This is a genomic window from Pseudomonas sp. F220 (assembly GCF_057813935.1).
On sequence record NZ_JBVASJ010000006.1, the window covers coordinates 66720 to 80678 of the forward strand.

Annotated in this window: 13 protein-coding genes; 6 read left to right on the forward strand and 7 right to left on the reverse strand. The window is 59.8% G+C overall.

Annotated elements, in window-relative coordinates:
• Positions 1-14: 14 nt before the first annotated feature.
• Complete coding sequence (locus tag ACZYSM_RS08135) at positions 15-908, reverse strand: cation diffusion facilitator family transporter (protein ID WP_489070580.1); 894 nt, start codon at positions 906-908, stop codon at positions 15-17.
• 30 nt (positions 909-938) lie between these two features.
• A complete protein-coding gene (locus ACZYSM_RS08140; protein ID WP_489070582.1) occupies positions 939-1358 on the reverse strand; it encodes a polyribonucleotide nucleotidyltransferase in 420 nt (139 codons plus the stop codon).
• Positions 1359-1477: 119 nt separating this feature from the next.
• Here ACZYSM_RS08140 and hrpB point away from each other — a divergent pair, with 119 nt between their 5' ends.
• Positions 1478-4009 carry an ATP-dependent helicase HrpB gene (gene hrpB / locus ACZYSM_RS08145; protein ID WP_489070584.1) on the forward strand — a complete coding sequence of 844 codons (2532 nt, stop codon included), beginning with the start codon at positions 1478-1480 and terminating at the stop codon, positions 4007-4009.
• A gap of 57 nt (positions 4010-4066) precedes the next feature.
• Here hrpB and ACZYSM_RS08150 read toward each other — a convergent pair whose 3' ends face one another.
• Both ACZYSM_RS08150 and ACZYSM_RS08155 read right to left on the reverse strand, forming a co-directional pair.
• Positions 4067-5146, reverse strand: coding sequence for an endonuclease/exonuclease/phosphatase family protein (locus ACZYSM_RS08150; protein ID WP_489070586.1), 1080 nt, complete (start codon positions 5144-5146; stop codon positions 4067-4069).
• Between the two features lie 87 nt (positions 5147-5233).
• Positions 5234-5896 carry a DUF7847 domain-containing protein gene (locus tag ACZYSM_RS08155; protein WP_489070588.1) on the reverse strand — a complete coding sequence of 221 codons (663 nt, stop codon included), beginning with the start codon at positions 5894-5896 and terminating at the stop codon, positions 5234-5236.
• A 229-nt stretch (positions 5897-6125) separates the two neighbouring features.
• Here ACZYSM_RS08155 and ACZYSM_RS08160 point away from each other — a divergent pair, with 229 nt between their 5' ends.
• The 3 genes from ACZYSM_RS08160 to ACZYSM_RS08170 all read left to right on the forward strand — a co-directional run bounded on the left by ACZYSM_RS08160 (position 6126) and on the right by ACZYSM_RS08170 (position 8183).
• Positions 6126-6920, forward strand: a complete 795-nt coding sequence (locus tag ACZYSM_RS08160) for a DUF2076 domain-containing protein (RefSeq protein ID WP_489070590.1) — start codon at positions 6126-6128, stop codon at positions 6918-6920.
• A gap of 138 nt (positions 6921-7058) precedes the next feature.
• Positions 7059-7538, forward strand: a complete 480-nt coding sequence (locus tag ACZYSM_RS08165) for a LabA-like NYN domain-containing protein (RefSeq protein ID WP_489070592.1) — start codon at positions 7059-7061, stop codon at positions 7536-7538.
• A gap of 33 nt (positions 7539-7571) precedes the next feature.
• Positions 7572-8183: a 3'-5' exonuclease gene (locus tag ACZYSM_RS08170; RefSeq protein ID WP_489070594.1), complete on the forward strand. Its 612-nt coding sequence runs from the start codon at positions 7572-7574 to the stop codon at positions 8181-8183.
• Positions 8184-8462: 279 nt separating this feature from the next.
• On the opposite strand, the gene ACZYSM_RS08175 is transcribed toward ACZYSM_RS08170, so the two are convergent.
• Positions 8463-8924, reverse strand: coding sequence for an Lrp/AsnC family transcriptional regulator (locus ACZYSM_RS08175; protein WP_489070596.1), 462 nt, complete (start codon positions 8922-8924; stop codon positions 8463-8465).
• Positions 8925-9105: 181 nt separating this feature from the next.
• On the opposite strand from ACZYSM_RS08175, the gene yedA reads away from it, so the two are divergent.
• Positions 9106-9996 (forward strand): drug/metabolite exporter YedA, encoded by an 891-nt coding sequence (gene yedA, locus ACZYSM_RS08180; protein ID WP_489070598.1) that lies wholly within the window; start codon positions 9106-9108, stop codon positions 9994-9996.
• Between the two features lie 58 nt (positions 9997-10054).
• The gene (gene rhlE1, locus ACZYSM_RS08185) at positions 10055-11389 is read left to right on the forward strand and encodes an RNA helicase RhlE1 (RefSeq protein WP_489070600.1); all 1335 of its coding nucleotides are present in this window, start codon (positions 10055-10057) and stop codon (positions 11387-11389) included.
• 123 nt (positions 11390-11512) lie between these two features.
• Here the strand turns inward: rhlE1 and ACZYSM_RS08190 are convergent, their stop codons facing one another.
• Positions 11513-12754 (reverse strand): TIGR03862 family flavoprotein, encoded by a 1242-nt coding sequence (locus ACZYSM_RS08190; RefSeq protein WP_489070602.1) that lies wholly within the window; start codon positions 12752-12754, stop codon positions 11513-11515.
• 199 nt (positions 12755-12953) lie between these two features.
• Positions 12954-13874 carry a histone deacetylase family protein gene (locus tag ACZYSM_RS08195; RefSeq protein ID WP_489070604.1) on the reverse strand — a complete coding sequence of 307 codons (921 nt, stop codon included), beginning with the start codon at positions 13872-13874 and terminating at the stop codon, positions 12954-12956.
• Between the last annotated feature and the right edge of the window lie 85 nt (positions 13875-13959).

Here is a 13959-nt window from a genome sequence, read left to right on the forward strand (position 1 = left end):
TTAGGTAGAAGCACTCAGGCCTTCGCGTCTGTCACCACTTCTTGCGGGTCGGCGTGCACCAGCACCTCGGCCCGTGGATAAACGGTGTTGATCGCCTCGGCGGCGCGATCACTGATGCCGTGAGCGACGGATAACGTCAGTTCCCCCGGCAACTCCAGATGCAACTGCACGAACCAGTGGCTGCCGGAGATGCGCGTGCGCAGGTCATGGGCACCGAGTACACCCGGTACGCTGCAGGCCAGCTCGAGCATGTGCTGACTAACGTCCGGCGGCAGTTCTTCGTCCATCAACACCGCCACACTCTCCCGGGCGATTTGCACCGCGCTCCAGAGGATGTACACCGCGATTGCCAGACCAAACCAGGCATCCAGTTGTTCCCAGCCCAAACTGGCCAGGACCAGCGCTACCAGGATGCTGGCATTGAGCAGCAGATCGGAACGGTAATGCAGCGAGTCAGCGCGTATCGCCGTCGAGCCGGTTTCGCGAATCACTCGATGTTGCAGCATCAACAACGCAACCGTCAGTGCCAGCGACAAGAGCATCACGCCGATGCCGATCCAGGGGGCTCCCAGTGGCTCGGGGTGTTTCAGGCGTTCAATCGCTTGCACGGCAATCAACACCGCACTCACCGCGATAAACAACGCCTGAGCTATACCTGACAGCGACTCGGCTTTGCCGTGCCCGTAACGATGGTCATCGTCCGCCGGGCGCAAGGCGTAATGCACCGCTAGCAGATTGAGAAACGATGCCGCGCCGTCGAGCAGGGAATCGGTCAGACCGGCCAGCAGGCTGACCGATCCACTCAACCACCAGGCGATCGCCTTGGTCACGATCAGAATGCTCGCCACCGCCAACGAGGCGCGTGTCGCCAGACGCAACAGGCGAGCGTGTTCCGGGCTACTGGTCATAGGTGTTTACGTTCCTTCGAGTTCGCGACATCAAGCGGCGGGTTGCAAGCCGTACATGGCCAGTTGCTGGACGCTGCCTTTGTGTTGAATCAGACGCGGATCATCCAGCGGAAAGCTGCGGCCCAGTTCGCTTTCGAGAATCGCCTGTAGCTTGCTGTTATCGACCTTGCCGTCAGCGCCAATGGCCTGCTGGAGTTTTTCCGGGGCGACCTGGGCGGTCTTGCCGGGTTCCAGGTAGATGGCGCCGGTGGCGAAGTCCACGCCGAAGGCGATCAGCCCGGGAATAATGTAGAACAACAGACCCACAGCATCGAGGGCGGCCACCACAGGGTCGATCTTGCCGTCGATCTGGCCGCGACGGTCCGGGAAGAAGATCGAGCCGCAAGCGGTCATTTGGGTCAGCAGGGTAGCGAGCAGAACGCCGCCAATAACACGTGAGGGAATACGCATGTGGATCTCCTGAGCAAACTCGAAGCGAAACGGTGAAAGAGCGTTGTCGGTATCAGTTCAGACCATGATTAACGCTTGGCAGTTCGCCGTTATACTCGCCGCTCTGTTTTGGAGCCAGCATGATCTCTCTGCCGATTGATGAAGTTTTACCTGCACTGCATGAAGCCTTGGCGACACGCCACGAAGCCGTGCTCGAAGCACCGCCCGGCGCTGGTAAAACCACCCGCGTGCCGTTGGCTTTATTGAATGAGCCATGGCTGGCCGGCCAAACCATTCTGATGCTCGAGCCGCGACGCCTCGCTGCGCGGGCTGCAGCCGAGAGATTGGCCAGTGAGCTGGGGGAAAAGGTCGGCGAAACCGTGGGCTATCGCATTCGCCTCGACAGCAAAGTGGGCCCGAATACCCGCATCGAAGTAGTCACCGAGGGGATTCTCACCCGACGTCTGCAAGATGACCCGGCGCTGGAAGGTGTCGGTCTGTTGATCTTCGACGAATTCCACGAGCGCAGCCTCGACGCTGATCTGGCGTTGGCATTGAGCCTGAATGGCCGCGATCTATTTCGTGACGATCAGCCGCTGAAGATTCTCTTGATGTCAGCGACCCTCGAAGGCGAACGCCTCGCGGGGCTGCTGGATGACGCGCCGATTTTGCGCAGCGACGGCCGCATGTACCCGGTGACGATGCGCTGGGGCCGGGCGTTTCAGCCTGGAGAGTTTATTGAGCCGCGCTTGGTGCAGACCATTCTCGAAGCCTTGAACGACGAAAGCGGCAGCCTCCTGGTTTTTTTGCCGGGGCAAGCGGAGATCCGTCGGGTGCATCAGCAGTTGGTCGACGCGCTGGGCGAGCGCACAGAAGTACTGCTTTGCCCACTGCATGGCGAACTGGACCTGGCCGCACAACGCGCCGCCATTGAACCGGCACCCGCCGGCAAGCGCAAAGTGGTGCTGGCTACCAACATCGCCGAGACCAGTCTGACCATCGACGGTGTGCGGGTGGTGATCGATGCCGGTCTGGCGCGGGTGCCGCGTTTTGACCCTGGCAGCGGTATGACTCGCCTCGACACTCAACGGATCTCCCGCGCCAGTGCTACTCAGCGTGCCGGGCGAGCGGGGCGTCTGGAGCCGGGCGTCTGTTATCGCCTGTGGTCGCAGGACCAGCATGAGCAATTGGCGGCGTACGCCAGTGCCGAGATTCTTTCGGCCGACCTCGCCGGCCTGGCCTTGCAACTGGGGCGTTGGGGCGTGACGCCCGGGCAATTGGTCTGGCTCGATGTGCCGCCGGCAGCGGCTTATGCACAGGCTCAGGATCTGCTTGAGCGTTTGGGCGCGCTGGAGGGCAAGACAGCTGAAGACTGGAAACTGACCCGTCATGGTCAGGCGATGGCCGAACTGCCGGCTCATCCGCGCATCGCACATTTGTTGTTGCGTGGGCAGGCGCTGGGGCTGGCGAACATGGCCTGTGACGTCGCCGCACTGCTGGGCGAGCGGGACATTTTACGCGGTGCCGGCGCGGATCTGCACAGTCGGTTGGTGCTGCTGTCCGGTGAGGAGCGAGCCGCTCGTGGTGCTCAGGGTGGTGTTCAACGGGCCCGGCAATTGGCGCGGCAGTACCGTGGCTATCTGCGGGGCAAAGCACTGGAACCGGTCAGCGATCCTGATCATCCGCGCTGGCTTGGTGCGCTGCTGGCTCTGGCCTATCCGGATCGTGTCGCACAGCAGCGGCGTGCCGGTGGGGCCGAGTATCGCTTGGCCAACGGTCGCGCCGCGCTGTTCGCCGAGGCTGATAGCTTGATGAAACAACCCTGGTTGGTGATTGCTGATTTGGGGAGTCGTCAGGGGCAGCGCGAAGAACGGATTTATCTGGCGGCGGATTTTGATCCGGCGTTGTTTGATTCGGTGCTGGCTGAACAAGTGCGCAACGTCGATCAACTTGATTGGGATGAGCGTGAAGGCGTGCTACGGGCCGAGCGGCAGCGCAAGGTTGGTGAGCTGATACTCAGCCGCGAGCCGCTAACCGGGCTGGATGAAGCGGCACGCAGCCAGGCGCTGGTCAATCTGGTGCGGCGTAAAGGGCTCGAGTTACTACCCTGGACGCCGGAGTTGCGCCAGTGGCAGGCACGGGTGGCGTTGTTGCGTCAGCTGGATCTGAGCAGCCAGGGGCAGAGTGAATGGCCGGATGTCAGTGATGCGGCGCTGTTGGCTGGTCTGGAACATTGGTTGTTGCCGTATCTGGGGCGGGTGTCGCGACTCAGTCACTTCGCCAATCTGGAACTGGCCAGCATTGTCCATAACCTGCTGCCGTGGCCATTGCCGCAACGCCTGGATGAACTGGCGCCGCACCATTTGACGGTACCTTCCGGATCCTCGGTTCGACTGGACTACAGTGAGCAGCCACCGATTCTGGCGGTGCGCTTGCAGGAGTTGTTCGGATTGGCTGAAACCCCGCGTATCGCGGGTGGCCGGCAAGTGGTCAAGCTGCACCTGTTGTCACCGGCCCGACGACCCGTGCAGGTGACGCAGGATCTGGCGAACTTCTGGCGCAGCACCTATGCCGACGTGAAGAAGGATCTGAAGGGCCGTTATCCGAAACACTACTGGCCGGATGATCCGCTGGTAGCCGAGGCAACAGCGCGGATCAAGCCGCGTAAGTAAGATCAAAAGATTAAGATCAAAAGATCGTCCGAACGCGGCCCGAACCTTCGCCAGCACCTACGACGCCGCCGGCAACAGGAACCGTGCAATCACCGGCAGATGATCGGAGATGCGCAGCGTATCGTCCTGTCTCACCTGGGCTTCGACCCGTTTGATTCGTGCGCTGTAAAACAGGTAGTCAACGGTGCGGTCCGGGCCGCTGAGGGTCGTATCATTGGGGTAGTGGGTCAGCCACTGCTCGCGGTCGATGCCGCTGGCTTCGTTGTTGGTGGGGATCATCGGGTACTTGTCCCAGAGCACATGCAGCGCGCTGTCGGCTGAGTACGGGGTGCGTTGCTCGGGGGCGAGTCGTTGATACTGGCCCAGCGGCAACAGGTTGAAGTCGCCGCCAATCAACCACGGCGTACCTCGACTTTCGAACGTGTCGAGCACCTTGGCGGTCGTTGTCACTTGCTGTTGCAGAGTATCGTCAGGCTGAGCTGATCGGTCCAGATGGGTATTGAGTACCGCTATTTGCCTGCCGTCGCTCAACGGCAGATAGCTCACCAGTAGCGCGTTCTTTGGCTGGAATTGACTGCTGATAAGATTGGCCGGTACCTGGGGTAATTGCAGGCGTTCGGCGTGTTCGATCTGGTAGCGGCTCAATGTCGCCAGTTGTCGGCCTACACTGCCAAAAATGTGCGGACCGGGAACGAAGTCAGCTTTCCAGTCGAAAGCATGGGTGCTGCACGGGTAAAGGTCGGTCAGGCGTTCCTGGAGCAGTTTTAACTGGTTTTGATAGTCGCTGGCCTTGGCGCCATCATCCAGCTCTTGCAGCAGGACAATATCCGGCTGCTCATCGCGAATCACTCGTGCGACTTCATCGAGGCTGAAGGCCATATCTTCGGCAGTGGGATGTTCGTCGTCGCCCTGGGCCAGGTCATTCCAGAATACGTAGCGTTTGCCCGCCAGGTACTGGACGTTCCAGGTCATCACTTTGAGAGCCTGGCCGGGTACCAGGGTCGGTGCCTGCGCGCTGCAGCTGACGGGCATTTGTTCCTTGGCATCCGGGCGCCAGGTCAAGCTGTAGATCAGAGCTGACAAAAGACCGGCAATAATCAGCAGGCCCAGCAGGGTGTAACGCAGTAGACGGGTCATCGGCTCGGCTTATGGCGTTGCAGGATTGAGTCCGAGCATACCCGAGAGCAGGTCGGACCCCAAGACCAGGCCTGCCAGACCGTTCTATCAGTTCTTGTCGGACGCTTCGCTGATCAACATGAACAGGCGAAACAGCACCACGCTGGTGAAGAGTTGCAGAAAACTGTGGGCGCTTTCGATCAACAGTGCCAGCGCAGGGTTCTGTGGCTCGGGGTAAACCGCAAGGCTTGCACCCTTGAGTATCCACAGCGGGCCCATCACACACAGAATGCAGACCAGGATGCGCAAGAAGTGCCCGCGGGTCAGGCGAAAGCTTTCCTTGATGGCCGCCAGCGGTTGCAGGCCTCGCAGGACCAACAAGTACTCGGCAAAGGCCAGCGTCACCATCAGCCACAAACCCGGCAGGAAATACAGCGACAGGCCAAGCAGGATCAGCAGGGTACTGATCGCTGTCAGTAACGCGAACCTGGGCCACAGTCTGACAGACAGCGCCAGCAGATCACGGGTTCGCGGCGATTCGCCACGGCTGCGTGCATCCAGAAAAAGAATCAGCGCAGCGGTGTACAGCGGATAGATCAATAGCCCGACGATTACGCTATAACCGGGGAACGCATCCGGGCCCTGGGCGCTGTCGACCAGTTGCTGAAGCAGGGCCTCAAACACCACCAGCGGCAGGCACAGCTGGACGATCTTGCCCAGGTTGCGCTTGAAGAAATACAAAGAGTCGCGGAGCACTTCTAACGGATTCATGGGTCGATATCGCAGGTGAAAAGCAGTTCGACACTTTAACCGATGCAGCCCCGGTGCGAGCAAACGTAAACGTTAGGTAAAGGCCATTGAAACTCCCCGTAACAACCCCATTACGTGTAGGCACCTTTCCACACTGGAAAAGGCCAAGTTTTCTACCGGCAGAAGGGTGTGTTGACGTTTTCTGACGATCCATCATAAAACGTCAACACAGCCTTAATACGAGGTCGCCATGAACAGCGAAGAACAAACCCTGATCGATGGACTGTTTTCACGGCTGCAGCAAGCCGAAACGGATTCAGCCCCGCGCGATGCTCTGGCCGAGGCGCGGATCAAGGAGCACCTGGCTCGCCAGCCTGCGGCGGGGTATTTCATGACCCAGGCGATTCTGGTGCAAGAGGCGGCGATCAAAAGCCTCGACGAACAGAACAAACAGCTCGCTGAGCAAAATCAGCAACTGGCTCAACAAAACCAGCAACTGCAAGCTGAACTGCAGCAAGCCAAATCCCAGGCGGCGGCACCTTCGGCGGCACCGAGCAGCGGTGGCGGCGGTTTCCTGTCGAGCATCTTCGGTGGCGGTTCCCGTGATCCGCAACCGGCCCCAAGCGCTCCGGCCTCGACTGGCGGTGGCTGGCGTGAGCCGGCACGGCCTTCGTTCAATGCCCAGCCGGGCGTGGCGCCACAGCAAAACTTCGGCGCCCCGCAACAGAACTATGCGGCACCACAGCAACAGGCTCCGGCCGCTGCGGGCAGCAGTTTCCTTGGCGGCGCCTTGAAAACCGCGGCCGGCGTGGCCGGTGGTGTGATGCTGGCGCAAGGCATCAGCAGCCTGTTCCACAACAATCAGCAACCGCAGGAAGTGGTCGAAGTCATCAAGGAAGAGCCGGCACAGGTCAAAGACAGCGGCAACGACGACCAACGTATGGTCAGTAACGATTCCTACGGCAATGACCAAGGCGGGTTTGCGGACGCCGACGATAGCGATGACAGCTCATCGTTCTTCGGCGACGACGATTCCTTCGTCTGATGCACCATTCGTCCGGGGCGCTAAGGCGCCCCGGACTGATTATTCGCGGAAAATTCCCTCTGGCTGGCATACTGGGTGACTTTTCGGGTCTTGCACCTGATCAATTGCCTGCGCGTGCCTGCGCCATGAGGATTTGCGGTGAAAAAAATCGCTGTGTTCGCCGATGTCCAGAACCTCTACTACACCGTGCGCCAGGCCTACGGCTGTCACTTCAACTATGCCGCCCTGTGGGCTGACATCAGCCAGCGCGGGCAAATCGTCGAGGCCTACGCTTACGCCATCGATCGCGGCGACAGCAAGCAACAGCAATTCCAGCAGATCCTGCGCAACCTCGGTTTCACCGTAAAACTCAAACCCTACATCCAGCGCAGCGATGGCTCGGCCAAGGGCGATTGGGACGTGGGCATCACCATCGATATCATGGACGCCGCCTCCCACGTCGACGAAGTGGTTCTGGCTTCCGGTGACGGTGATTTCGACATGCTGCTTGAACGTATCATCAACAAACACGGCGTTGAAGCCGTCGCCTACGGCGTGCCTGGCTTGACTGCCAACTCGTTGATACGCGCCGCCAGTCGCTACGTGCCCATCGAAGGCGCGTTGCTGCTTAAAAACTGAAATTGATTATTTTTTGATGGGGTTGGAACAGGTTTGGAACGGATAGCGGTCATCGACTTTGAAACCACCGGGATCTCCCCGAGCAGCGCCTGCCGGGCCACGGAAATTGCCGTGGTGATTCTTGAGCAGGGGCGCATCGTCGAGCGTTACCAAAGCCTGATGAACGCCGGCGTACGCGTCCCGGCTTTCATCGAAAGCCTGACCGGTATCAGTAACGCCATGCTGCGCACCGCGCCGTCTGCCGAACAAGTGATGAACGAAGTCAACGAGTTCGTCGGCACCACACCGCTGTTGGCCCACAATGCCGCGTTCGACCAGAAGTTCTGGGACTACGAACTGGGGCGAATCAAACGTACACGGCTGCAGAACTTCGCCTGCTCCCTGTTACTCGCCCGACGCCTGATGCCGGCCGCGCCGAACCACAAACTCGGCACCCTCACCACCTTCGCCAAACTGCCCCATACCGGCCAGGCTCACCGAGCCATGGCCGACGCCGAAATGGCCGCGAACCTCACCGCGCATCTGGCCCAGGAACTTCGTCAGCGACATGGCTTGCGGGAGTTGTCTCATGATCTGCTGTGCAGCTTGCAGAAAGTCCCTGCGGCGAAGATCAATGAGCATCTCAAGCGCCATCGCGGGTTTTAAAGTTCAGCGTTGATCCTGCCGGCCTCTTCACGGCATGGGTATCTACATATCTCCAAAGGTTAGAACTCCCGTAGCAGCTGTCGAGTAGAACGAGGCAGCGTCCGAGGACGGAGTCCTCGTAAAACCTGCGCGCGCGGTTTATCTGAAACACCGAGGTGCAGGGTTTTACGGCTGCTTCGCAGCCGGACGCAGCCTCGTTCTACTCGACAGCTGCTACGCCCAGCCAAGCATCAAAAAATGTGCAGATACCTATGCTCTTTGCGGCAGACGGTAGAGCGGTCACCCTCCATTCTTGCCATTCCCCTCCAAATGCCCCAGCGGCACACGTTTCTCTATGGCACTGGAAAGCACGATCGAGGTTTTGCTGAAGCCGAACTGGGCGATGCGATTGATCAATTCTTCGAGTTCCGGCATTGAGCCGACGGCGGCTTGCATGATGACGCAGGGGTCGCCGGTGACTCGGTGGCATTCGGTGAGTTGCGGAATTTTGATCAGTTCGTCGTAGGATTTTTGGCTGCCCTGGTGGCTCAGTCGTAGTTCGATGACGCATTGAATCGGCAGCCCGACCTTGGTCATGTCGACTTTCGCCTGGTAGCCGGTAATCACGCCGCTGGCTTCAAGTTTCGCCACGCGCTCGGCCACAGCCGGGGCGGACAGGTTGACCTTGCGCGCCAGTTCCGCGTACGAAGCCCGGCCGTTTTCCAGTAATGCACTGAGGAGCATGCGGTCGTATTTGTCCATGAATCGGCTCCTGAAATGCGCAACCTTTGAAAGCATGGTTTATAGCCGTGATCTCCATGCTTTGAAAAGTGTACTGGCGCTATAAACAGGTTTTGTAACTTAAATTCCGCCTAAGAGCTTTCTAAAATAGCGTTCCCCTTATCCTGTCTTCGAGCTTTCCATGTCTGCTTTAGAGCTTTCCATGCCAGGTCCACGCCGTTTTCCGTTGCCGCTGATCGGTGCCTTTTTTGCGTTGTATGTGATTTGGGGATCCACTTATCTGGTGATTCGAATCGGTGTGCAATATTGGCCACCGCTGATGCTTGGCGGGATTCGCTTCATCATCGCCGGGACCTTGATGTATGGCTTTCTACGCTGGCGCGGGGTGCCTGCGCCGACCTGGCCGCAATGGCGGGCGGCGGGGATGATCGGGATCTTGTTGCTGAGTATTGGTAACGGCGCGGTGAGTGTCGCCGAGCACACCGGCGTGGCTTCCGGCGTGGCGGCGTTGGCGGTGGCGACGGTGCCGCTGTTCACCTTGCTCTGCGGTTACTTCTGGGGGCAGCGCAATACCCGACTGGAGTGGGCCGGAATTGCCCTCGGGCTGATCGGCATTGCCATGCTCAACTTCGGTTCTAATTTGCAGTCGAGTCCGTTGGGCGCGGTGTTGCTGGTGTCCGCGGCGGCGGCCTGGGCGTTCGGGTCGGTCTGGAGCAAGCACTTGCCGTTGCCTCAGGGCGCGATGGCCAGCGCTGCGGAAATGTTAGTGGGCGGCGTGGTGCTGTTGATTGGCAGCGCGCTGAGCGGTGAGCATCTGGACAGCTTGCCGCCTGTCGAGGGCTGGGTTGCTTTGGCCTATTTGATCGGCTTTGGCTCGATCATCGCGTTCAACGCTTATATGTACCTGCTGAAAAACGTCCGCCCGGCGGCGGCAACCAGCTATGCCTACGTCAATCCGGCAGTGGCGGTATTGCTGGGGATCGTCTTTGCCGGCGAAAGCATCGGGATCGAAGAGGCCTTGGCGATGGCAGTAATCATCAGCGCTGTGGTGTTGATCAGCCTGCCGCAGTGGCGCAGGCAGAAACCGCAGTGAATTAGGGTAAACTGCGGCGCATTGCACACCTGCGCTGACATTTCCCTACGGTACCCCCATGACTTTCGCCACTCTTGGCCTGATCGAACCCTTGCTGCGCGCCCTTGAGACGCTCGGTTACCAGACCCCGACGCCGGTGCAGGCGCAAGCCATGCCTGCGGTGCTGGCCGGTCGCGACTTGATGGCTGCGGCCCAGACCGGCACCGGCAAGACCGCCGGTTTTGCCGTGCCGCTGCTGCAGTTGCTGGCCATGGAAGGGCCGAAGGTCGCCAGTAACTCGGTGCGTGCGCTGATTCTGGTGCCCACCCGCGAGCTGGCCGAACAGGTTCACGAGAGCGTTCGCCAATACGCCGAACACCTGCCGTTGAGCACCTTCGCGGTGTACGGTGGTGTCAGCATCAACCCGCAGATGATGAAGCTGCGTAAAGGCGTTGACGTGCTGGTGGCCACACCGGGTCGCTTGCTCGACCTGTATCGGCAGAAGGCACTCAAGTTCAACCAGCTGCAAACCTTAGTGCTCGACGAAGCCGACCGTATGCTCGACCTCGGATTTTCCGAAGAGCTGGGGAACATTTACCGGGTCCTGCCGAAGAAACGTCAGACGCTGTTGTTCTCTGCGACATTCTCCGATGCGATCCGCCTGCTGGCCGGGCAAATGCTCAATGATCCGCTGAGCATTGAAGTCAGCCCGCGCAACGTCGCTGCCAACACCGTCAAGCAATGGGTGGTGACGGTGGACAAGAAGCGCAAAGCGGAGCTGTTCATTCACCTTATGCGCAAAAACCGCTGGAAGCAGGTGCTGGTATTTGCCAAGACCCGTAATGGCGTCGATCAGTTGGTGGAAAAACTCCAGGGCCTGGGTGTGAACGCCGACGGTATTCACGGTGATAAACCTCAAGCGACTCGCCAGCGTGCGCTGGACCGGTTCAAGGCCAGCGAAATTCAGATTCTGGTGGCCACCGATGTGGCGGCCCGTGGTCTGGATATCGAAGATCTGCCATTGGTAGTGAATTTCGACCTGCCGATCGTGGCTGAGGACTACATCCACCGTATCGGCCGTACCGGTCGCGCGGGCGCTACTGGCGAGGCCATTTCGCTGGTGTGTGCCGACGAAGTGAATATGCTCTCGGCCATCGAGACCTTGACCCGTCAGACACTGAACCGTGAGGAAGAGCAGGATTTCGAACCGGAACACCGTGTGCCGGACACCGATGCCAGCGGCCAGGTGATCAAGAAACCGAAAAAGCCGAAGAAGCCAAAAATTTCGGGCGGCGGTAAACGCAACCTGGGCAAGTGGGTGGACAGCGGCGAGGTGGCGCCTGAAGCGCCAGCGATCAAGCCTGTGCGTAAGGTGCCGGTGTTTAACACTGGGCCGCGTAAGCGTAAGCCTTAAGCTCAACTGATCCCGCGATCGTTCCCACGCTCCCGCGTGGGAATGCCTCTTGTGACGCTCTGCGTCACGGGGGACGCGGAGCGTCCATGGCTGCATTCCCACGCAGAGCGTGGGAACGATCATTCAACGGTGCGTTTTCAACCACTCCACCATCCCCAACCCTGCCGCTCGGCCACTGGCAAAGCAGGCGGTGAGCAGATAGCCGCCAGTCGGCGCTTCCCAGTCGAGCATCTCGCCGGCGCAAAACACGCCGGGCAGTTGCTTGAGCATCAGACTTTCATTCAACGCCTGGAACGGCACGCCGCCAGCGCTGCTGATGGCTTCGTCCAATGGGCGGGTTTTCACCAGCGTCAGGGGCAGGGCCTTTATTGCTTTGGCCAGCAGTACCGGATGAGCGAAGCATTCTGCGGGCGTGAGCTCGCGCAGCAAGGCGGCTTTCACGCCGTCGATGCCGAGCTGACTGTGCAGGTGTTTGGCCATCGAGCGTGAGCCACGAGGCTTGGTCAGCGCTGCGTGAATCTTGTCGAGAGTTTTGCCCGGCAGCAGGTCGATGTGAATGGTCGCCGAGCCGCTTTGATTGATAGCTTCGCGAATCGGTGCAGACAGGGCGTAGATCAAACTGCCTTCGATACCTGTGGCGGTGATCACGCACTCACCCAGTCGCGGCACGTCGTCATTCAGGCCAATAGCGATGTTCTTCAGTGGCGCGCCAGCGAATTTGCTGCGCATCAGCTCACTCCAGGCCGTCACTTCGAACCCGCAATTGCTCGGTTGCAGTGGTGCCAGGCTGATACCGCGCTGTTCCAGCAGGGGTAGCCAGGCGCCGTCCGAACCCAGGCGCGCCCAACTGCCACCGCCAAGGGCCAGCAGCAGGGCGTCGGTTTGCAGGGCATTTTCGCCTTCCGGGCTGTCGATTCGCAGGCTGGCGTCGTTATTCCAACCGAGCCAGCGGTGACGGGTGTGGATAACTACGCCAGCGTCGCGCAGGCGTTTGAGCCAGGCACGCAGTAGGGGCGCGGCTTTCATGTCGGTAGGAAACACTCGGCCGGAACTGCCGACAAAGGTTTCGATTCCCAATCCATGAATCCATTGGCACAGCGCCTCGGCACCGAATTCGCGCAGCAGCGGGGCGATTTGCGGCGCCCGTTCGGCATAGCGCGAGAGAAACGCCGGGTAGGCTTCGGAATGGGTGATGTTCATGCCGCCTACACCGGCCAGCAGAAACTTGCGGCCCACAGAGGGCATGCCGTCGTACAACTCGACCTTGATCCCGGCCTGGCTCAGTACCTCGGCCGCCATCAAACCGGCAGGGCCGCCGCCGATGATGGTGACGTGGTGGGGGAGAGTCGGGCTGGGGTTGTTCATGGTATGAGCTGCGGTTCGGCGAAATAAGTCGGGCATTCTACCCGAGGCACGGTAGTCGCGAGCGGCTACAGGGATGATGTGTGTTCTGATCGAAAAATGTACAGCACTCTGCAGGCTGTACACCCTCTGGCCTGTAGGTCCTTTCACTCAGGTTATCCACAGGCAGCTCCACAGGCATTGTGGGTAAAACATCCACAACTCAGTGACAACCTGATGACTCCCAGACCCGCTGCGCGCTGTGATGAAGAATGCCATGGCGTCGCGCCAATGCTTTACGGTCCTTGCTGTAACCACCGCCAATCACCCCGACCACTGGGATGTCCCGCCCCAGGCAATGGCGCAGGACGCTTTCATCGCGGGCGGCGACACCCTGGTCGGTCAGCTTCAGGTAGCCCAGTGCGTCATCTTTATGCACATCCACCCCGGCGTCATACAGCACCAGGTCCGGCTTGTAGAGCGGCAGCAGGTAGTTCAACGCATCGTCGACCACGTTGAGGTAGTCCGCATCACCCATGCCCATCGGTAATGGAATGTCCCAATCGCTTTGGGCTTTACGCGCCGGAAAGTTCTTTTCGCAATGCAGGGAAACGGTCACGGCGTCCGGGGTATGTTCCAGAATGCGTGCAGTCCCGTCACCTTGATGCACATCACAATCAAAAATTAATACTCGACCTACCCGGCCGCTTTCCAGCAGATAACGGCTGATTACCGCTAGGTCATTGAAAATACAAAATCCTGCCGGATGATCGTAATGCGCGTGATGGGTGCCGCCGGCCAGATGACAGGCCAGCCCATGCTCCAGCGCTTGCTCGGCGGCCAGAAGCGAACCGCCGACCGCACGCACGGTGCGCCGGGCCAGCGCTTCGCTCCAAGGCAAACCGAGTCGCCGCTGGTCTTCACGGGACAATTCGCCGCCCATATAGCGTTCGATATACCCAGGGTCATGAGCGAGGGCGAGAATGTCAGGCGGGCATAGCTGCGGGCGCAACAGCTCGGGATCTCGGGTCAGGCCGCTGTCCACCAGGTGATCGCGCAGCAGGCGAAATTTGTCCATGGGGAAACGATGTTCCGCCGGAAATTCGGGACTGTAGTCTTCGTGGTAGATCAGCGGCAGCGGCATGGCAGATTTATCTAGGAAGGCATGTAGGAATGAGTGAAGGATCCTACCAGCGATGTAGACTTGCGGCATGGAAACGGAGGGGATG